Raw genomic sequence first — 18,640 nt, 5'->3', positions numbered from 1 at the left:
GCGGGGGAAGCCTCAGCCCCGCCCGCGCAGCCAGGACGGCACGGAGAGCCCGGCGGAATCCGGCACGGGCCATTCCTCCCGCACCCGGCGCAACGGCACGAAGCCCGCCGCGATGTAGTTCGGCAGGGCGCGCAGATGGTCGGCGGTGCAGGTGTTCACGGTGAGCAGCTCGCAGCCCTCGCCCCAGGCCGTGTCCACCGCGTGGCGCAGGAAGGCGCGGCCGAGCCCCTGCCCCACCGCCTGCGGCATCAGCCCGAAATAGGCGAGGTTGATGCTGCGGTTCGCCCGCCGCTCCAGCTCGTAGAACCCGGCCGGCTCCCCGTCGCGGTAGAGCACGTGGATCGAGATGGCCGGGCTGGCCAGGATCTCCCGCAGGTGGTTGTCCGGCACGGTGCGCCGGAACCACCACAGGTACTCCCCGCCGACATTGTCGTAGAGGTAGCGATAGAAGGGCACCGTGCAGCGCTCCGCCACCTCCATCCGCACATCCCCGGGCAGGGAACGCGCGGGGGTGGCGGGGGGCCGGTCCATGCGCAGGAAGGTGACCTCCACCGTCACCGGCGTGATGCCATGCGGCCCCAGCGCGCGGACCGACATGATCAGCTGTCCAGGAAGGAGCGCAGCTTCCGGCTCCGGCTCGGGTGCTTGAGCTTGCGCAGCGCCTTCGCCTCGATCTGCCGGATGCGCTCGCGCGTCACGTTGAACTGCTGCCCGACCTCCTCCAGCGTGTGGTCCGTGTTCATGCCGATGCCGAAGCGCATGCGCAGCACGCGCTCCTCGCGCGGCGTCAGGCTGGACAGGACGCGGGTGGTGGCCTCGCGCAGGTTGGTCTGGATCGCGGCATCCAGCGGGATGATGGCCGCCTTGTCCTCGATGAAGTCGCCCAGGTGGCTGTCCTCCTCGTCGCCGATCGGCGTCTCCAGGGAGATCGGCTCCTTGGCGATCTTGAGGACCTTGCGGACCTTCTCCAGCGGCATGCCGAGCTTCTCGGCCAGCTCCTCCGGCTGCGGCTCCCGCCCGATCTCGTGCAGCATCTGGCGGCTGGTGCGGACCAGCTTGTTGATCGTCTCGATCATGTGCACGGGGATGCGGATGGTCCGCGCCTGGTCGGCGATGGAGCGCGTGATCGCCTGCCGTATCCACCAGGTGGCATAGGTGCTGAACTTGTAGCCGCGGCGGTACTCAAACTTGTCCACCGCCTTCATCAGCCCGATGTTGCCCTCCTGGATCAGGTCCAGGAACTGCAGGCCGCGGTTCGTGTACTTCTTGGCGATGGAGATCACGAGACGCAGGTTGGCCTCGATCATCTCCTTCTTCGCCTGGGTCATGTCGCGCTCGCCGCGGCTCACCGTGGCATAGACGCGCCTGAACTCGGCGACCGGCAGGCCGGTCTGGTTGGCGGTCTTGGCGATCTCGGCGCGCACCGCCTCGACATCGTCGCGGCTCTTGGCGACGAAGGCCTTCCAGTACTTGCCCGGCAGGCTGTTCACCCGGTCCATCCAGCCCGGGTCCAGCTCGTTGCCGCTCCAGTGCTGCAGGAAGTCCTCGCGCTTGACCTTGGAGGCCAGCGCCATGCGCATCACCTGTCCCTCGAAGGTGGTCAGGCGCCGGTTCAGCCCCTTGAGCTGGTCCACCAGCTCCTCGATGCGGTTGTTGTGCAGCCGCACCTTCTCGATCAGCGCCACCAGCTCGACGCGCTGCTTCTCGTAGGTCTTCTCGGAACGGCCGTTCAGGTCGTCGCCGGCGGTATAGGCCTCCATGCGCTTGCTCGACAGCTTGTCGAGCTTGCCCAGGGTCTCCTCGATGGCCTCGAAATTGGCCAGGACCTCGGGGCGCAGCTTCTCCTCCAGCGCGGAAAGCGACAGGCCGATGCCCTCGCCCTCCTCGCCTTCCTCGACCTCCTCGACCTCGGCCGGCGGCGGGGCGTCGCTGTCGCCCGCCGCAGTCGCCTCCAGGTCGATCACGTCGCGCAGCAGCATGCGCCCGGCCTTGATGTCCTCGTACCAGCCGAGGATGGCCTTGAAGGTCAGCGGGCTCTCGCAGAGGCCGCCGATCATCATGTCGCGCCCGGCCTCGATGCGCTTTGCGATGGCGATCTCGCCTTCGCGCGACAGCAGCTCGACGCTGCCCATCTCGCGCAGGTACATCCGCACCGGATCGTCGGTGCGGCCCATCGTCTCCTCGTTGACGTTGCCGCCGGCTTCCTCGTCCTCGGCCTCGGCGCCTTCCTCTTCCTCGGTGGCCTTCTTCTCGGCCACCTCCTCCTCGGCGCCGTCCTCGGCCTCGACGACGTTGATGCCCGCCTCGTTCAGCATGGCCATCGTGTCCTCGATCAGCTCGGAGGACACCTGCTCGGAGGGGAGCGCCTGGTTGAAGTCGTCGATGGTGATGTAGCCGCGCTCCTTGCCCCGGGCGATCAGCTTCTTCACCATCGAGGTCACGGCATCGAGGAGCACGCCCTCGACCTGCTCGTCGCGGTTCTCGGTCGTTTCCGTCCCGTTCGCGGTCTTCGTTGCCATTCCGAGCCTCCGAAAGGCGCGGGGCCCGACGCCTGACCGCCGGAACCCCACGCGAATTGCCTCTACCCTATATGGTCCGCCCGCTCCCCGGCCGCCGCAGGCGGCGCACAGGGGGGCAGGACCACTCAACCCTCACAGCCCGTCCAGGCCGGTCTCCCCGCGCTGGACGGCGTCCAACGCCTCCTTCAGACGGTAGGCCCGCCGCTCGGCGGCCGGATCGTTGGTCGCGATCCAGTCCTCCAGAGCCAGGCGCCGGTCCTCGATCAAGGCGTCCTTTCCCCGCAGCAGGGCATAGAAGTGCCACCACGCGGCCAAAACCTCCGCCGGCTGGGCCTCCGGCCGCGCTGCCGCCGGCAATCCGGTCGCACGCGCCGCCCAGGCATGGGCTTCCCCCAGCTCAGCCGCGTGCAGGTGGGCGAGCAGAGTCGCGCTGTCAAGCATTCGTGAGCTCCCCGGGGAGGAGCCATGCCAGCCGAGCAGCCCCTGTCGCAGCGACTGGCAGGGGCCGGGCGGCAGTTCCAGCAGGGCGCAGGCCTCCTCCACCTCGTCCAGCACCCAGGGATGGGCGAGGATGATCGCCAGCAGGCAGCGGGCCTGTTCCACCCGCGCGGCATCGGCATCCACCGGTCGCCGCTCGATCCGCACCGGGGGCGGGCGGCCGAAGCGGGCGCCGTTGCGTCCGCCGCGCCATTCCCCTTCCCCGACGCGTGCCCTGGAAGCGCCGCCGCCAAGGGCCCCACCGGGGGCGAAGCCCGGCCGGTTCCGCGAGCGGGTGGCGAAGAAGCGGTCGAGCAGGGCCGAGCGGTATTCCGAGGCCAGGGCCTTGTCCGGGATCTTCGCCGCCGCGGCCGCGAGGTCGTTGCGCAGCGCCGCCCGCTGTTCCGGCGTGCCCGAGGAACGGCCGGCATCCAGGATGTCGTAGAGCGATTCATGCAGCGGCCGCGCCTTGTCCAGCACCGCCTGGAAGGCGGCCGGTCCCTGCTTCACCACCAGCGTGTCGGGGTCCTCCCCCGCCGGCAGGGTGGCGAAGCGCAGCGAGCGTTCGGGCGAGAGCAGCGGCAGGGCGATCTCGGCCGTGCGGGCCGCAGCGCGCGCCCCGGCCGCGTCGCCGTCGAAGCAGAGCACCGGTTCGGGGGACGCTCTCCACATTTCCCCCAGTTGGTCTTCCGTCAGCGCGGTTCCCAGGGGGGCCACGGCGCCGTCGAAGCCCGCCTGGTGCAGGGCGATCACATCCATGTAACCCTCCACCGCCACGAGCACCCGGCCCCGGAATGCCGCCTCCCGCGCCAGATCGAAGCCATAGAGGTTGCGCCGCTTCGAGAAGAGCTCGGTCTCCGGCCCGTTCAGGTATTTCGGCTGCCCGTCGCCCAGGATGCGGCCGCCGAAGGAGACGATCCGCCCCCGCCGGTCGCGGATCGGGAACATGACGCGGTTGAAGAAGAAGCCGCTGTATCCGCCGTCACGTTCGTTGGCCCGCAGCAGCCCGGTCTCGGCCAGCCGCGCCGCCTCGACCCCCAGCTCCTTCATCGCCGCCGCCAGTGCCCCGCGCGAGGAGCCGGACCAGCCCAGGCCGAAGCGGTCGATCGTGTCCTCGCCCAGCCCACGCCGCCGCAGGTAGTCCAGCGCCTCCCGCCCCTCGGCCTCGCGCAGCCAGCGGCGCATCACGCCACAGGCCGCCTCCATGACCTCGTGCAGGTCGCGTGCCCGGGCCTCGCGCTCCACCTGGCGGGGGCTCTCCTTCGGCACCTCCAGCCCGGCCTCGCCCGCCAGCCGCTCCACCGCGTCGCGGAAGCTCGCCCCCTCCGTGCCCATGAGGAAGGACAGGGCATCGCCATGCGCGCCGCAGCCGAAGCAGTGGTAGTGGTCGTCATAGACATAGAAGGACGGCGTCTTCTCGTTGTGGAAAGGGCAGCAGCCCTTCCACTGGCGGCCGTTGCGCGTGAGCTTGACCCGCCGCCCGACCAGCGAGGGCAGGGGCGTCCGGGCGCGGAGTTCTTCCAGGAAGGCGGGCGGGAGGGCTATCGCCTCCTCCTTTGCGGGTCGTCGTTGCGGGCCATCATCCGCCAGGGCGGCGTGCTGTCCCGTGTAGGTCGGATCTACCTCTATAGTAGGTTTATAGTAGGTTTTGACCTACGGGGTGCCGCAGGGTTCAGACCCACCGGGGCCGCAACGCCGCTCCAGAAAACCACCGGCCGGCCCCAGCTTTCGCCCCGCTGCCGCGTTGTCTGCGGACGACCGGGGCGCCCTGCCCCGTCGCGCGCGCCAAGACACGGAGAAGCCACATGGCCCTGGAAATCCCCCACAACGCCCTGATCCTGGTGGCCGATGGCAAAAAGGCCCTGCTGTTCCGCAATACCGGCCGGAACGGCGAGATCACGCTGCGCGAGGAAAACCGCCTTTCCCCCGAATTCTCTGCGCAGGGCCCCTCCGGTTCCCGTCCCGAGGACCAGTCGCCCAAGGAGACCGGCGAGGCCACCTTCGTGAAGCAGATCGCCCAGACCCTCCAGGCCATGAAGCAGCAGAACGGCTTCGAGGCCCTGGTGGTGGTGGCCGACCCGCAGACCCTGGGCCAGCTCCGCGAGGCGATGCACAAGACGGTCGAGTCGAGCGTCGTGAAGTCGCTGGACAAGGACCTGACCAACCACACGCCGGAAGACATCGCCGCGGCGCTGCGCTGAACCCTCCGGGAAAAGGCGGCGCGTGCCGCCTTTTCCACAGGGGGCGCCGTCAGCCGCCCAGCTTCGCCTTCACGATCGGGCCGACCTTGGCCATGTCCAGCGTCGCCGCGTGCTTCGCCTTCAGCGCCGCCATGACCTTGCCCATCTCCTTGATCGAGCTGGCCCCGGTCTCGACGATCGCCGCCTCCACCGCCGCCGTGGTCGCGGCTTCGTCCATTTGCTGCGGCAGGAAGCCCTCGATCACCGCGATCTCGGCCTCCTCCTTCGCCGCCAGCTCGGGGCGGTTGCCCTGGCGGTACATCTCCACGCTCTCGCGCCGGCTCTTGGCCATGCCGCGCAACATGGCGACGACCTGCTCGTCCGGCACCTTGTCCACGCCCGAAGGACGGGCAGCGATGTCGGTATCCTTCAGCTTCGCCATGATCATGCGCAGCGTGGAGGTACGGGCGGCGTCGCCCGCACGCATGGAGGCCTTGAGTTCCTCGGTGAATCGGCTGCGAAGGTCCATCTGGCCCTCTCCTTACCTCGTTCTGGCGTCGATGCCCGCCGGCCGGCTCCCGCGACAAGGAGCCGGTCCAGGCGGAAACTTCCCACCCGCCCTGCCTGGAAGGAAATTTGGGAAGTTTTTTCCCAGGCTCGCGCGGGATTTCTTTGACTTGGGAAAGCGCTTCCCAGATAACGCTGCCATGCGTTCCGTGGAAGAGATCATCCGCCTCGCCGGCGGGGCGGAGGCGGTGGCAAGCCGCTGCGGCGTGGGCAGCGAGGCCGTCCGCAAGTGGCGGCAGGCCCGCGCCATCCCGCCCAAGCATTGGCCCGCCCTGCTCGCCGCCACCGGCCTGTCCTTCGGGGACATGCCGGGTGCCTCCGTCACGGTCCCGGCCGATCCCGCCACGTCCTCCCCCTCCCCCACCGCTGCGGAGCCCTCCATGCCCGAAGCCGCCGACACCCCGCCCGCCGGCGCGACCGCCTGCATCGTCCTGATGGACGGCACGGTCTTCTGGGGCCGAGGCTTCGGCGCCGCCGCGACCAGGGTGGGCGAGATCTGCTTCAACACGGGGCTGACGGGCTATCAGGAAACCCTGACCGATCCCTCCTATGCCGGGCAGATCATCACCTTCACCTTCCCGCATATCGGCAATGTCGGCGCCAATGCCGAGGATGTGGAGACCACCACCCCCGCCGCCCTCGGCCTGATCACCAAGGCCGATGTCAGCGAGCCCTCCAACTACCGTGCCCAGCGCCACCTGGACGACTGGCTGAAGAGCTTTGGCATCCCCGGCATCGCCGGGGTGGACACGCGGGCGCTCACCATCCGCATCCGCGACGGTGGCGCGCCCAACGGCGTGATCTGCCACGCCCCGGACGGGAATTTCGACCTTGCCTCGCTACGCGCCCAGGCCGCCGGCTGGCCGGGGCTGGAGGGCATGGACCTCGCGAAGGAGGTCTCCTGCCAGCAGTCCTACCGCTGGGAGGAAGGGCTCTGGCGCTGGAACCAGGGCTATGACGCCAACCCCGCCAAGCGCCACAAGGTCGTGGCCGTGGACTACGGCGCCAAGCGGAACATCCTGCGTTGCCTCGCCGATGCCGGCTGCGACGTCACCGTCGTCCCTGCCACCGCCACGGCGGAGGAGATCCTGCGCCACGGGCCGGACGGCGTCTTCCTGTCCAACGGCCCCGGTGATCCGGCGGCGACCGGCGAATACGCCGTTCCCGCCATCCGCGGCGTGCTGGAGAAGCAGGTCCCCGTCTTCGGCATCTGCCTCGGCCACCAGCTCCTGGCCCTGGCGCTGGGCGCCCGCACCTACAAGCTGGACCGCGGCCATCGCGGCGCCAACCAGCCGGTGAAGGACCTCGCCACCGGCAAGGTCGAGATCACCTCGCAGAACCACGGCTTCGCGGTGGACGACAAGAGCCTGCCCGAGGGGGTGAAGGTCACCCATGTCTCGCTCTTCGACGGCTCCAACGAGGGCATCGCCTGCGAGGGCAAGCGTGCCTTTTCCGTGCAGTACCATCCGGAGGCCTCGCCCGGCCCCTCGGACAGCCACTACCTCTTCCACCGCTTCACCGCGCTGATCGAGAGCGTGAAGGAGAAGGCCGCATGAGCCAGTTCTTCGACCTCGCCGGCCGCACCGCCATCGTCACCGGCGGCAATGGCGGCATCGGCCTCGGCATGGCGCGCGGCCTGGCCGCCTGCGGCGCCCGCGTCGTCGTGGTGGGCCGCAACGCCGAAAAGAACGCCGCCGCCGTCGCCGCCCTGAACACGGATGGCGGCGAAGGGGCCTTCGCCCTCCAGGCCGACCTCGCCGAGCCCGGCAGCGCCGCCCGCGTGGTGGACGAGGTGGTGGCCCGCGCCGGCGGCCTCGCCATCCTGGTCAACAATGCCGGCACCAACATCCGCCGCCTGCCGCAGGATGTCTCGGACGAGGACTGGTACGCCGTCATGGACGCCAACCTCACCAGCGCCATGCGGATGAGCCGCGCCGCCTATCCGCATCTCAAGGCTTCCGGCCATGGCCGGGTGATCTCGATCGGCTCGATGATGTCGATCTTCGGCCTGCCCCTCTCCCCCGCCTATGGCGCCAGCAAGGGCGGCATCGTGCAGTACACCCGCTCCCTCGCCGTCGCCTGGGGGCCGGACGCGATCACCGCCAATGCCATCCTGCCCGGCTGGATCGAGACCGAGCTGACCGCCGGCGCCAAGCGCGACATGCCCGACCTGAACGACCGCGTCCTGGCCCGCACGCCGCAGAAGCGCTGGGGCCTGCCGGGCGACTTCGCCGGCATCGCCGCCTTCCTCGCCAGCGACGCCGCCGCCTTCGTCACCGGCACGGCCATCCCGGTGGATGGCGGGCTGTCGGTGCACGGCTGAGGCCAGGGGCAGGCCGGAACCGCCATGGTGCTGCTCGCCGTCATCCTGCTGGCCTGCCTCGGCTGCATGGGCCTCAGCTACGGCCTGTGGCGGGCCTTCCTGCGCGCCGGCAGGCCCGGCCATCCGATGGCCATGGCCCTGATCGCCTCGCTGCTCGTCTCCGGCCTGCTGCTCTGGCTGTTCCGCGACCGCGCGCCGCCGAACCTGCCGGTGAACGGGCTGACCGAGGCGCTCTATATCGCCTGCCTGCTCAACATCCCCGCCGCCATCCTGCTGACCTGGCGCCGCTGACCGCGCGCCCCGCCCCCTGAAACGCCAGACCTCCCGGACGAAGCCCCCCGACCATGCCGAAGCGCACAGACCTCCACTCCATCATGATCATCGGCGCCGGTCCCATCGTGATCGGACAGGCCTGCGAGTTCGACTATTCCGGCGCCCAGGCCTGCAAGGCGCTGCGCGCCGAGGGCTACCGGGTGATCCTGGTGAACTCCAACCCGGCCACGATCATGACCGATCCCGGGCTGGCGGACGCCACCTATATCGAGCCCATCACCACCGAGGTGGTGGAGAAGATCATCGCCAAGGAGCGGCCGGACGCGATCCTGCCCACCATGGGCGGGCAGACCGCGCTGAACACGGCGCTGAAGCTGGCCGAGGCCGGGGTGCTGGAGAAGTACGGCTGCGAGCTGATCGGTGCCAAGGCGGAGGTGATCGACAAGGCCGAGGACCGGCTGAAGTTCCGCGACGCCATGACCAGGATCGGCATCGAGAGCCCGCGCTCCCACATCGCGCACACGATGGAGGAGGCGCGCGCCGGGCTGGAGATGGTCAAGCTGCCCTGCGTCATCCGCCCCTCCTTCACGCTCGGCGGCACGGGCGGTGGCATCGCCTACAACAAGGAGGAGTTCGAGCAGATCGTTTCCGCCGGCCTCGCCGCCTCCATGACCACCGAGGTGCTGATCGAGGAAAGCGTGCTCGGCTGGAAGGAATACGAGATGGAGGTGGTCCGTGACTCCGCGGACAACTGCATCATCGTCTGCTCCATCGAGAACCTGGACCCGATGGGCGTCCATACGGGCGATTCCGTGACCGTTGCCCCGGCGCTGACGCTGACCGACAAGGAGTACCAGCGCATGCGCGATGCCAGCATCGCCTGCCTGCGCGAGATCGGCGTCGATACCGGCGGCTCCAACGTCCAGTTCGGCGTGAACCCCGCCGACGGGCGCATGGTCGTCATCGAGATGAACCCGCGCGTCTCGCGCTCCTCGGCGCTGGCGTCGAAGGCCACCGGCTTCCCGATCGCCAAGATCGCCGCCAAGCTCGCCGTGGGCTACACGCTGGACGAGCTCAAGAACGACATCACCATGGTGACGCCGGCCGCCTTCGAGCCGACCATCGACTACGTGGTGGTGAAGATCCCGCGCTTCACCTTCGAGAAGTTCCCCGGCACGCCGCCGACGCTCACCACCTCGATGAAGTCGGTGGGCGAGGCCATGGCCATCGGCCGTTCCTTCGGCGAGGCGTTGCAGAAGGGCCTGCGCTCGCTGGAGACCGGCCTGTCCGGCCTGGACGAGATCGCCGCCCCGGGCGACGGCTCGGTGGAGGCCTATATCGCCGCCCTCTCCACCCCGACGCCGGACCGCTCGCTGACCGTGGCCCAGGCCTTCCGCGCCGGCCTCTCGGTCGAGGAGATCCAGCGCGCCTGCCGCTTCGACCCCTGGTTCCTGCGCGAGATCGAGAAGATCGTCCGCGCCGAGGAGGAGATCCGCGCCAAGGGCCTGCCGCGGGAGGCGGGCGCGCTGCGCCGGGTGAAGGCCATGGGCTTCTCCGACCGCCGCCTCGCCGCGCTCACCGGCTCGACCGAGGCCGCGGTGACGCAGCAGCGCCTGGCGCTGGGCGTCACCCCGGTCTTCAAGCGGATCGACACCTGCGCGGCGGAGTTCGCCTCCAACACCGCCTACATGTACTCGACCTACGAGGGCGGCTTCGGCATTCCCTCCTGCGAGGCGGCCCCCACGGGCCGGCAGAAGATCGTCATCCTCGGCGGCGGCCCCAACCGCATCGGCCAGGGCATCGAGTTCGACTACTGCTGCGTCCACGCCGCCTATGCGCTCAAGGAAGCCGGGTTCGAGACCATCATGGTCAACTGCAACCCGGAAACCGTCTCCACCGACTACGACACCTCCGACCGCCTCTATTTCGAGCCGCTGACCGCCGAGGACGTCGTTTCCCTGATCCGCAAGGAGCAGGAGAAGGGCGAGGTGCTGGGCTGCATCGTGCAGTATGGCGGCCAGACCCCGCTCAAGCTCTCCCAGGCGCTGAGCCGGGCCGGCATCCCCATCCTCGGCACCTCCGCCGAGGCCATCGACATCGCCGAGGACCGCGAGCGCTTCCAGCACCTGCTCCAGGGCCTGGGCCTCAAGCAGCCCTCCAACGGTACCGCCCGCACGCTGGAGGAAGCCGCCGCCGAGGCCGAGCGCATCGGCTACCCCGTCGTGGTCCGCCCCTCCTACGTGCTCGGCGGCCGCGCCATGGAGATCGCCCATGACCGCACCCAGCTGATGCGCTTCGGCGCGGAGGCGGTGAAGGTCTCGGGCGAGAACCCGATCCTGATCGACCAGTACCTTTCCGACGCGATCGAGGTCGATGTGGACTGCATCGCCGACGCAGAGGGCAACGTCTATGTCGCCGGCGTCATGGAGCATATCGAGGAGGCGGGCATCCATTCCGGCGACAGCGCCTGCTCGCTGCCGCCCTACTCCCTCTCCCCCGCCATCATCACCGAGCTCAAGGCCGAGACCGAGGCCATGGCCCGGGCCCTCAAGGTCTGCGGGCTGATGAACGTGCAGTACGCCGTGAAGGGCAACGAGATCTACGTGCTGGAGGTCAACCCGCGCGCCTCCCGCACCGTGCCCTTCGTCGCCAAGGCCACCGGCGTGCCGGTCGCCAAGATCGGCGCCCGCGTCATGGCCGGAGCCAGGCTGTCGGAGTTCCGCCTGGACGACGACGCCATCTCCCGCCATGTCGCGGTCAAGGAGGCCGTCTTCCCCTTCTCCCGCTTCCCGAACGTGGACGTGATCCTGGGCCCGGAGATGAAGTCCACCGGCGAGGTGATGGGCCTCGACCATTCCTTCGAGCGCGCCTTCCTCAAGTCCCAGATGGGCGCCGGGGTGAAGCTGCCGGAAAGCGGCACCGCCTTCCTCTCGGTCCGCGACGGCGACAAGGCCGCCATGGTCTCGCTGGGCCGCCGCCTGGTGGAGATGGGCTTCGGCCTCGCCGCCACCCGCGGCACCGCCAACCGGCTGCGCGAGGCGGGGCTGCCCGTCACCGAGGTCAAGAAGGTGCTGGAAGGCCGTCCGAACTGCGTTGACGCCATGAAGTCCGGCGAGATCCAGTTGGTGATCAACACCTCCGGCTCCGGCCAGGCGGTCGCGGACAGCTTCGACATCCGCCGCTCCGCCCTGACCAACGGCATCCCCCACTACACCACCGTGGCGGGCGCCCGGGCCGCCGTGCATGCCATCGCGGCACTGCGCGCGGGAGTGCTTGATGTGGCTCCGTTGCAGTCCTATTTTGCATCTTCGTTCTGAGACATCGGGGCGGGTCTGGCTTACCGGCCAGGACCCGCCCCGCCTGTTTCAGCCCGGCGCCGCTCCGGTTCCCCCCGACTTCCTGGCGGGGACTGGCGCGGCCGCGTCGCGTTCTAGGGAAGGCTAAACGCCGTGCAGAAGTTCCCCATCACGGCCGAGGGACTGTCTCGGCTTGAGGAAGAGTTGAAGGTCCTGAAGTCCGAGGAGCGCCCGGCTGTGATCCGTGCGATCGCGGAGGCGCGTGCCCATGGCGATCTCTCCGAGAATGCCGAGTACCACGCCGCGCGCGAGAAGCAGTCCTTCATCGAGGGCCGTATCGCGGAGCTGGAATCCGTCGTCCCCTCCTCCGAGGTGATCGACGTCTCCAAGATGACCGGCGAGCAGGTGCGCTTCGGCGCCTATGTCACCATCGTCGACGAGGAATCCGAGGACGAGAAGACCTACCGCATCGTCGGCCAGTACGAGGCGGACATGAAGAAGGGCTCGATCTCCATCTCCTCCCCCCTTGCCCGGGCCCTGCTCGGCAAGAGCGTCGGCGACAGCGTCGAGGTGCCGGCCCCGGGCGGCGCCCGCTCCGTCGAGATCACCGCCGTCCGGTTCCGGTAGGGCGCCGCGCCATGCCGGAAGGGACCGCCCTGCCCACACGGCACGTGGCGCTGTCCGACGTGCGCGCGGCCGCCGCGCGCATCGCCGGCACGGTGCTGCGTACCCCCCTGGTCGAGCCGCATGCCGTTTCCCGCGCCGCCGGCGCCCGGGTGCTGCTGAAGCTTGACAACCTCCACCCCACCGGCGCCTTCAAGGAGCGCGGCGCGGCCAACCGCCTCGCCCAGCTCTCGGCGCGGGAAGGTGAGGCCGGGGTGATCGCGATGAGCGCCGGCAACCACGCCCAGGCCGTCGCGCGCCACGCCCATCTGCTGGGCATCCGCGCCACCATCGTGATGCCCCGCTTCACCCCCTCCACCAAGGTGGTGCGGACGGAAAGCTGGGGCGCCCGGGTGGTGCTGCACGGGGAAACCCTGGCCGAGGCCGCCTCCCACGCCCATGCCCTGGCGCTGAGCGAGGGGCTGGTCTTCGTCCACCCCTATGACGACCCGGAGATCGTCGCCGGCCAGGGCACCATGGCGCTGGAGATCCTGGAAGACGCCCCCTCCGGTCTGCAATCCATGGTGATCCCCGTGGGCGGCGGCGGCCTTGTCGCCGGCTCCGCCGCGGTGGTGAAGGAGCTGCGCCCCGACATCGCCCTCTACGGCGTCGAGGTCGAGGGCTATCCCGCCATGGCCCAGCGCCTGGCGGGCGAGCCGGTGAAGGTCGGCGGCCCCACCATCGCCGAGGGCATCGCCGTGCGCGACGTGGGCGAGCTGCCGGCCGCGATGCTGGCCCGGCTGGGCATCGAGGTCCTGGTCGTCCCCGAACGCGCGGTGGAGCGGGCCATCGCCCTGCTGGCCGAGGGCGCCAAGGTCGTGGCCGAAGGCGCCGGCGCCGCCGGCCTTGCCGCCATCCTGGCCTTTCCCGAGCGCTTCGCGGGCCATACCGTCGCCACCACCGTCTGCGGCGGCAATATCGACCCGCGCATCCTGGCCAATGTCCTGCTGCGGGAGATGCTGCGCGACGGCCGCATCCTGCGCCTGCACCTCGACATCCCCGACCGGCCGGGCGTCCTGGCCGATATCTCCACTCGCGTCGCGGCCGCCGGCGGCAATGTCATCGAAGTCAGCCACCAGCGCCTCTTCGCCGCCCCCTCGGTCCAGACCGCCGAGCTGGAGCTTATGATCGAGGTGCGCGACGCCAACCAGGGCGCGGCCATCGTCGCCGCCCTGGAAGCGGCGGACTATACCGTCCGGGTGGGCTGAGGGCGGCGTTCCCATGGCCCGGGCGGGAAGGCTCCGCCTTTCCCCCAATACCCCCTCCACAGGACCCGGTGGGCTGGCGCCTGCCGCCACCGGAGATCGGCGGGGTTTCGGGGAGGCCCTCGCCTTCCTGAGCAGAGGGGACCAGGGGGGAAGCGACGCCTCCCACGGGACAGCGTCGCCGGAACAGCCTCAGCGCCGCTCCACCGGCACGCCCACCTCTTCCTTGGCGGTGCGGATCACCTGGAGGGTCTGCACCCGCATCACATGGTCGGCCCCGGTGAGGCGGGAGGTCAGGGCGTTCTCGTGCGCCGTGTCGCGCGCCACCAGCCGCAGCAGGAAGTCACCGCCGCCGCGGATCATGTGGCACTCCCTCACCTCCGGCCAGGCGGTGACCATCCGCTCGAAGGCCTCCAGCACCGAGAGCTTCTGCGTCTCCAGCCCGACCAGCGCGTAGAAGCCGACTTCCCAGCCGAGCGAGCCGGGCTCCAGATCGGCATGGTAGCCCCGGACCACGCCGAGTTCCTCCAGCCGGCGCACCCGGCGCAGGCAGGGAGGGGCCGAGAGGCCGACGCGGCGGGCGAGTTCCACATTCGTGATCCGCCCGTCCTGCTGGATCTCGTCGAGGATGGCCAGGTCAGTCGCGTCCAGCTCGGGCACGTCATTCGGCATACTGTTCATTGCCCGTCATGGCGATGCGGCGAAATATCCTTGCACGCTCCGCACGTCCAGACCATCCTTTCCGGAATGCCGGGTTGCGGTGGACGCAGGGCTGACCGATATGCTGCGCGTAACCCGCGACTCGCAGGAATCAGAAGTGCCCGAGACTCACCGAACCCGCCTCCTCGTTCTGGGTGCCGGACCGGCCGGATACACGGCGGCCATCTACGCGGCCCGCGCCGGATTGCAACCGATCGTCGTGGCGGGCCTGCAGCCGGGCGGACAGCTCACCATCACCACCGAGGTCGAGAACTATCCAGGCTTCGCCGAGGCCATCCAGGGCCCCTGGCTCATGGAGCAGATGGCGAAGCAGGCCGAACATGTCGGCGCCCGCCTGCAGATGGACACCATCACCGCCGTGGACCTGTCCCGCCGCCCCTTCCGCTGCGAGGGCGATTCCGGCGACGTCTACTTCGCCGACAGCCTGGTGATCGCCACCGGGGCCCAAGCCCGCTGGCTCGGCATTCCGGGGGAGAAGGAGCTTTCGGGCTTCGGCGTCTCCGCCTGCGCCACCTGCGACGGCTTCTTCTTCCGGGGGCGGGAGGTCGCGGTCATCGGCGGCGGCAACACGGCCATCGAGGAAGCCCTCTACCTTTCCGGCCTCGCCGCCCGCGTCACGTTGATCCACCGGCGCGACACCTTCCGAGCCGAGCGCATCCTGCTCGACCGCCTCTTCGCCCGCCCGAACATCGTGGTGGTGCGCGACACGGTGGCCGAGGCCATCCTGGCCGACGAGAGCGGCCGCACGCCGGTCGCCCGGGCACTCGCCCTGCGCAACCTGAAGACCGGCGAGGCCTCCGAGCTGCCGATCCATGGCGTTTTCGTCGCCATCGGCCACGCGCCCGCCACCGCCCTGTTCCGGGGCCAGCTCGACATGGACGAGGCGGGCTATATCCGCACCGAGCCGGGCCGCACCCAGACCTCGGCGGAAGGGGTCTTCGCGGCCGGGGACGTGCAGGACCACATCTACCGCCAGGCGATCACCGCGGCCGGCACCGGCTGCATGGCCGCGCTCGATGCCGAGAAGTGGCTCGCCGGCCTTCCCGAATCTGCCCCGGCCCCAGCGGCCTATCTCTGAGGCGAGGAAACACCGATCATGCCACTCGACTGGGACAAGCTGAGGGTTTTCCACGCGGTCGCCGAGGCGGGGTCCTTCACCCATGCCGGCGAGTCGCTGAACCTGAGCCAGTCCGCCGTCTCCCGCCAGATCCAGGCCCTGGAAGAGGCCCTGGCGGTGCCCCTGTTCCACCGCCACGCCCGCGGCCTGATCCTGACGGAACAAGGCGAGACGCTGAACAAGACGGTGCGCGAGGTCTTCGCCAAGCTGGCGATGACCGAGGCCCTGCTCACCGAGAGCCGTGAGCGCGCCGCCGGCCGCCTCAAGGTCACGACCACCACCGGCTTCGGCTCGCTCTGGCTCGCCCCGCGCCTGCAACGCTTCATCGAGAAGCACCCCGACGTCACCGTCACCCTGCTGCTGGACGACACGGAGCTGGACCTGGCGATGCGCGAGGCGGATGTCGCCATCCGCATGCACGCCCCCCGGCAGCCGGACCTGATCCAGCGCCATGTCGCCACCTTCGGCTGGAAGATCGTGGCCTCGCCCGAGTACGTGAAGCAGTACGGCGCCCCGCAGCGGCCGGAGGATCTCGATAACCACCGGCTGATCACCTATGGCGACCACCGCCAGCCGATCGAGGACATCAACTGGATCGCCGAGGCGGGACGCCGCGCCGGCAGCCCGCGTCGCGCCGTGATGGAGGTGAACAGCCTCCCCGCCATGCTGCGCGCCGTGCGCAGCGGCCTGGGCATCACCGCCCTGCCCGACTATCTCGGCGATGACATTGCGGATCTCACGCCGATCCTGAGCGAGATGAAGACCCCGCGCTTCGAGTCCTACTTCGTCTATCCGGAGGAGATGCGGCATTCCAAGCGCGTCGCCGTCTTCCGCGACTTCCTGGTGTCGGAGCTGGCCAAGAACCAGGGTTGACCGGCCCATCGGACCGGCCTGTCCCACCGGGCCATCCGGCCCGGTGGGACAGGCCGGGAGAGATGGCGGGGGAGGCAGAAAAGAGGAAAGACCCATGACCGGGAATGCCTTCGAGAGCCCCTTCGCCGGCCGCCTGCTGTCGGAGCAGGTGACCAACCCCAATATCCTGGTTGGCCGCTACAGCTACTATTCCGGCTACTATCACCGGCACGGTTTCGACGACTGTGCCCGCTACCTTTTTCCCGACCGCACGGATGTGGATCGCCTGATCATCGGGAGCTTCTGCTCGATCGGCAGCGGCGCCGCCTTGCTATTGGAAATGGCCTGGTGGGACTGGCCGCTCGAGCGGATCAGCGCGGCCCTGCCCCTGCTCTGCAACAGGGACATCCCCGCCCTCCACGCCTTCTGGCGCCAGGAACCAGCGGGGGGCTGAACCCCCACGCCCTTTTCAGCCCCCGCGCGCCATCCGGGCCGCCAGTTCGGCGCTGACGCTGGCCACGCCCTTCACCAGCGGTGCGGGCCAGGGCGAGCCGCGGGGCGGCACCTGGCGGTCAAGCTCGCCATCCCGGATCAACAGCATCCAGAGCAGCCCGTTCTTCGGCTCATGCCCCAGGAACAGCCCGTTCCGCGCGCAGTCCCCGCCACGGCAGCCCCAGGCCCAGGCGAAGCCGTCCTCGGCATGGACGTGGCTCCCAGGGGCGCGCAGATGCTCGAAAATCACCTGCTGCCGGCCGCGTGCAACGTTGCGCAGCATCGGCGCCATGTCCTGCAAGGCGCCGAGCTGCTGGATGGTCTGCCCCTCCAGCTCCGAGGCGTCGTCCACCACGCCCTCATCGGCAAGCCCCGCGGCGGGCAGGCAGAGCAGGCCCAGCACGAACAGCAACGGGGCGAGTGGTTTCCCACCCGCCCCGTGCCGAAACGATCCGATCAGCCGCATCGGTCGATAAATCAGGCCTGGGGCTGCTCGCCCTCGGCCTCGACGATCTCCGGCTGCGGGCCGCTGTCCAGGCCCTTGGCCGAGACGTCGCGATCCACCAGCTCGATCACCGCCATGTCGGCGGCATCGCCGTAGCGCACGCCGGCCTTCAGCACGCGGCAATAACCGCCCTGGCGGGTGGCGTAGCGCTCCGCGATGGTCGTGAACAGCTTGTCCACCACCTTCTCGTCGCGGATCTGGGCCAGCGCCTGCCGGCGGGCCGAGAGGTCGCCGCGCTTGCCGAGCGTGATGATCCGCTCGACATAGGGCCGCAGCTCCTTGGCCTTGGGCAGGGTGGTCGTGATCTGCTCGTGCTTGAGCAGCGAGGTCGCCATGTTCCGGAACATCGCGATCCGGTGAGAGGAAGTGACGTTCAGCTTCCGCCCGGACATCCCGTGACGCATTTCAGTCTCCTAGGCCCCGGGTTCAGAAGGGCTCTTCGACCCGGCGAGCCAGGTCCTCGATGTTCTCAGGCGGCCAGCCCGGCACGTTCATTCCGAGGCTGAGACCCATGGAGGCGAGAACCTCCTTGATCTCGTTCAGGGACTTGCGCCCGAAATTCGGGGTGCGCAGCATCTCCTGCTCGGACTTCTGCACGAGGTCGCCGATATAGACGATGTTGTCGTTCTTCAGGCAGTTCGCGCTGCGGACCGACAGCTCCAGCTCATCGACCTTGCGAAGCAGGTTGCGGTTGAAGGGCAGGTCGTCCTGCACCTCCTGCACCTTGGCCTCGCGCGGCTCGTCGAAGTTGATGAAGAGCTGCAGCTGGTCCTGCAGGATGCGGGCGGCGAGCGCCACCGCGTCATCCGGCGCGACCGTGCCGTCGGTCTCCACCGTGAGCACGAGCTTGTCGTAGTCCGTGCGCTGGCCGACGCGGGTCGGCTGCACCTGGAAGGCGACGCGGCGGACAGGCGAATAGATCGCGTCCACCGGGATCAGGCCGATCTCCTGGTCCTCGGTCCGGTTCTCGGAGGCGGGGACATAGCCCTTGCCCGTCGAGACGGTGAGTTCCATGGAGAAGCGCGCCCCATCGTCGAGCGTGCAGATCACCAGCTCCGGGTTGGCGACCTCGATGTCGCCGGTCACCTGGATCTGGCCCGCCGTCACCTCGCCGGGGCCGGTGGCCTCCAGCGTCAGGCGCTTCGTGCCCTCGGAGGGCATGCGGATGGCCAGCTGCTTGATGTTCAGGATGATGTCGGTGACATCCTCCTGGACACCCTGCAGGCTGCTGAACTCGTGCAGCGCGCCCTCGATCTTCACGGCCGTGACGGCCGCGCCCTGGAGCGAGGACAGCAGAACCCGCCGCAGCGCGTTGCCCAGAGTCTGACCGAAGCCGCGCTCCAGCGGCTCGGCGACCACGGTGGCCACGCGCGCGGGGTCAGCGCCCGGATCGACGTCCAGGCGCTCGGGCTTGATCAGGGAACGCCAATTGCGATCCAGCACTTGGGTAT

18 protein-coding genes are annotated in these 18,640 nt (G+C 69.5%); 10 read left to right on the top strand and 8 right to left on the bottom strand.

The annotated features are described in order from the left end of the window. Positions 1 to 12 precede the first annotated feature (12 nt). From CTJ15_RS22845 to dnaG, 3 genes are all read right to left on the bottom strand, one after another. On the bottom strand, positions 13 to 597 hold the full coding sequence (locus CTJ15_RS22845; protein WP_099782046.1) for a GNAT family N-acetyltransferase: 585 nt from the start codon (positions 595 to 597) through the stop codon (positions 13 to 15). Between the two features lie 2 nt (positions 598 to 599). After that, positions 600 to 2,519: an RNA polymerase sigma factor RpoD gene (gene rpoD / locus CTJ15_RS22840; protein ID WP_019459462.1), complete on the bottom strand. Its 1,920-nt coding sequence runs from the start codon at positions 2,517 to 2,519 to the stop codon at positions 600 to 602. A 132-nt stretch (positions 2,520 to 2,651) separates the two neighbouring features. Continuing rightward, entirely contained in the window at positions 2,652 to 4,484 is a 1,833-nt protein-coding gene (gene dnaG, locus CTJ15_RS22835) for a DNA primase (protein ID WP_369924213.1), read from the bottom strand. A gap of 317 nt (positions 4,485 to 4,801) precedes the next feature. Between dnaG and CTJ15_RS22830 the strand changes: the two genes are divergently transcribed. Continuing rightward, a complete protein-coding gene (locus tag CTJ15_RS22830) occupies positions 4,802 to 5,197 on the top strand; it encodes a host attachment family protein (protein ID WP_058389839.1) in 396 nt (131 codons plus the stop codon). A 49-nt stretch (positions 5,198 to 5,246) separates the two neighbouring features. Here CTJ15_RS22830 and CTJ15_RS22825 read toward each other — a convergent pair whose 3' ends face one another. Next, complete coding sequence (locus tag CTJ15_RS22825; RefSeq protein ID WP_058389838.1) at positions 5,247 to 5,705, bottom strand: GatB/YqeY domain-containing protein; 459 nt, start codon at positions 5,703 to 5,705, stop codon at positions 5,247 to 5,249. A 178-nt stretch (positions 5,706 to 5,883) separates the two neighbouring features. Between CTJ15_RS22825 and carA the strand changes: the two genes are divergently transcribed. The 6 genes from carA to CTJ15_RS22795 all read left to right on the top strand — a co-directional run bounded on the left by carA (position 5,884) and on the right by CTJ15_RS22795 (position 13,506). Continuing rightward, positions 5,884 to 7,299, top strand: a complete 1,416-nt coding sequence (carA, locus tag CTJ15_RS22820) for a glutamine-hydrolyzing carbamoyl-phosphate synthase small subunit (protein ID WP_075821371.1) — start codon at positions 5,884 to 5,886, stop codon at positions 7,297 to 7,299. After that, complete coding sequence (locus CTJ15_RS22815) at positions 7,296 to 8,066, top strand: SDR family NAD(P)-dependent oxidoreductase (RefSeq protein ID WP_058389364.1); 771 nt, start codon at positions 7,296 to 7,298, stop codon at positions 8,064 to 8,066. The genes carA and CTJ15_RS22815 overlap by 4 nt, the downstream gene beginning before the upstream one ends. A gap of 24 nt (positions 8,067 to 8,090) precedes the next feature. After that, the gene (locus tag CTJ15_RS22810) at positions 8,091 to 8,357 is read left to right on the top strand and encodes a hypothetical protein (RefSeq protein ID WP_019459468.1); all 267 of its coding nucleotides are present in this window, start codon (positions 8,091 to 8,093) and stop codon (positions 8,355 to 8,357) included. Between the two features lie 53 nt (positions 8,358 to 8,410). After that, entirely contained in the window at positions 8,411 to 11,656 is a 3,246-nt protein-coding gene (gene carB / locus CTJ15_RS22805) for a carbamoyl-phosphate synthase large subunit (protein ID WP_075821370.1), read from the top strand. 132 nt (positions 11,657 to 11,788) lie between these two features. After that, entirely contained in the window at positions 11,789 to 12,262 is a 474-nt protein-coding gene (gene greA / locus CTJ15_RS22800; RefSeq protein WP_075821369.1) for a transcription elongation factor GreA, read from the top strand. Positions 12,263 to 12,273: 11 nt separating this feature from the next. Continuing rightward, on the top strand, positions 12,274 to 13,506 hold the full coding sequence (locus CTJ15_RS22795; RefSeq protein WP_019459471.1) for a threonine ammonia-lyase: 1,233 nt from the start codon (positions 12,274 to 12,276) through the stop codon (positions 13,504 to 13,506). A 189-nt stretch (positions 13,507 to 13,695) separates the two neighbouring features. Here the strand turns inward: CTJ15_RS22795 and CTJ15_RS22790 are convergent, their stop codons facing one another. Next, entirely contained in the window at positions 13,696 to 14,175 is a 480-nt protein-coding gene (locus tag CTJ15_RS22790) for an Lrp/AsnC family transcriptional regulator (protein WP_019459472.1), read from the bottom strand. 109 nt (positions 14,176 to 14,284) lie between these two features. Between CTJ15_RS22790 and trxB the strand changes: the two genes are divergently transcribed. The 3 genes from trxB (at position 14,285) to CTJ15_RS22775 (ending at position 16,646) form a co-directional block, all read left to right on the top strand. Beyond that, positions 14,285 to 15,301 carry a thioredoxin-disulfide reductase gene (gene trxB / locus CTJ15_RS22785; RefSeq protein ID WP_051004721.1) on the top strand — a complete coding sequence of 339 codons (1,017 nt, stop codon included), beginning with the start codon at positions 14,285 to 14,287 and terminating at the stop codon, positions 15,299 to 15,301. Positions 15,302 to 15,319: 18 nt separating this feature from the next. Then, positions 15,320 to 16,213, top strand: coding sequence for a LysR family transcriptional regulator (locus tag CTJ15_RS22780; protein WP_019459474.1), 894 nt, complete (start codon positions 15,320 to 15,322; stop codon positions 16,211 to 16,213). Positions 16,214 to 16,307: 94 nt separating this feature from the next. Beyond that, complete coding sequence (locus tag CTJ15_RS22775) at positions 16,308 to 16,646, top strand: hypothetical protein (protein ID WP_075821882.1); 339 nt, start codon at positions 16,308 to 16,310, stop codon at positions 16,644 to 16,646. 15 nt (positions 16,647 to 16,661) lie between these two features. On the opposite strand, the gene CTJ15_RS22770 is transcribed toward CTJ15_RS22775, so the two are convergent. The 3 genes from CTJ15_RS22770 to CTJ15_RS22760 all read right to left on the bottom strand — a co-directional run bounded on the left by CTJ15_RS22770 (position 16,662) and on the right by CTJ15_RS22760 (position 18,632). Next, positions 16,662 to 17,096, bottom strand: a complete 435-nt coding sequence (locus tag CTJ15_RS22770) for a hypothetical protein (RefSeq protein WP_075821881.1) — start codon at positions 17,094 to 17,096, stop codon at positions 16,662 to 16,664. 65 nt (positions 17,097 to 17,161) lie between these two features. Further along, complete coding sequence (rplQ, locus tag CTJ15_RS22765) at positions 17,162 to 17,593, bottom strand: 50S ribosomal protein L17 (protein ID WP_026032924.1); 432 nt, start codon at positions 17,591 to 17,593, stop codon at positions 17,162 to 17,164. Between the two features lie 22 nt (positions 17,594 to 17,615). Beyond that, positions 17,616 to 18,632 carry a DNA-directed RNA polymerase subunit alpha gene (locus CTJ15_RS22760; protein ID WP_019459478.1) on the bottom strand — a complete coding sequence of 339 codons (1,017 nt, stop codon included), beginning with the start codon at positions 18,630 to 18,632 and terminating at the stop codon, positions 17,616 to 17,618. Between the last annotated feature and the right edge of the window lie 8 nt (positions 18,633 to 18,640).

Source organism: Roseomonas sp. FDAARGOS_362 (assembly GCF_002754815.1).
Lineage (GTDB): Bacteria > Pseudomonadota > Alphaproteobacteria > Acetobacterales > Acetobacteraceae > Roseomonas > Roseomonas mucosa.
Note: the sequence above shows the minus strand (reverse complement) of the source record. Positions and strands in the feature narration are given on the sequence as shown.

Bases quoted from the DNA above. Each gene is read 5' to 3' on its own strand.
- carA (WP_075821371.1), top strand. From the start codon at position 5,884: ATGCGTTCCGTGGAAGAGATCATCCGCCTCGCCGGCGGGGCGGAGGCG.
- CTJ15_RS22780 (WP_019459474.1), top strand. From the start codon at position 15,320: ATGCCACTCGACTGGGACAAGCTGAGGGTTTTCCACGCGGTCGCCGAG.
- rplQ (WP_026032924.1), bottom strand. From the start codon at position 17,593: ATGCGTCACGGGATGTCCGGGCGGAAGCTGAACGTCACTTCCTCTCAC.
- CTJ15_RS22795 (WP_019459471.1), top strand. From the start codon at position 12,274: ATGCCGGAAGGGACCGCCCTGCCCACACGGCACGTGGCGCTGTCCGAC.
- CTJ15_RS22825 (WP_058389838.1), bottom strand. From the start codon at position 5,705: ATGGACCTTCGCAGCCGATTCACCGAGGAACTCAAGGCCTCCATGCGT.
- carB (WP_075821370.1), top strand. From the start codon at position 8,411: ATGCCGAAGCGCACAGACCTCCACTCCATCATGATCATCGGCGCCGGT.
- trxB (WP_051004721.1), top strand. From the start codon at position 14,285: ATGCTGCGCGTAACCCGCGACTCGCAGGAATCAGAAGTGCCCGAGACT.
- CTJ15_RS22810 (WP_019459468.1), top strand. From the start codon at position 8,091: ATGGTGCTGCTCGCCGTCATCCTGCTGGCCTGCCTCGGCTGCATGGGC.
- CTJ15_RS22790 (WP_019459472.1), bottom strand. From the start codon at position 14,175: ATGCCGAATGACGTGCCCGAGCTGGACGCGACTGACCTGGCCATCCTC.
- CTJ15_RS22775 (WP_075821882.1), top strand. From the start codon at position 16,308: ATGACCGGGAATGCCTTCGAGAGCCCCTTCGCCGGCCGCCTGCTGTCG.
- CTJ15_RS22830 (WP_058389839.1), top strand. From the start codon at position 4,802: ATGGCCCTGGAAATCCCCCACAACGCCCTGATCCTGGTGGCCGATGGC.
- rpoD (WP_019459462.1), bottom strand. From the start codon at position 2,519: ATGGCAACGAAGACCGCGAACGGGACGGAAACGACCGAGAACCGCGAC.
- CTJ15_RS22845 (WP_099782046.1), bottom strand. From the start codon at position 597: ATGTCGGTCCGCGCGCTGGGGCCGCATGGCATCACGCCGGTGACGGTG.
- CTJ15_RS22815 (WP_058389364.1), top strand. From the start codon at position 7,296: ATGAGCCAGTTCTTCGACCTCGCCGGCCGCACCGCCATCGTCACCGGC.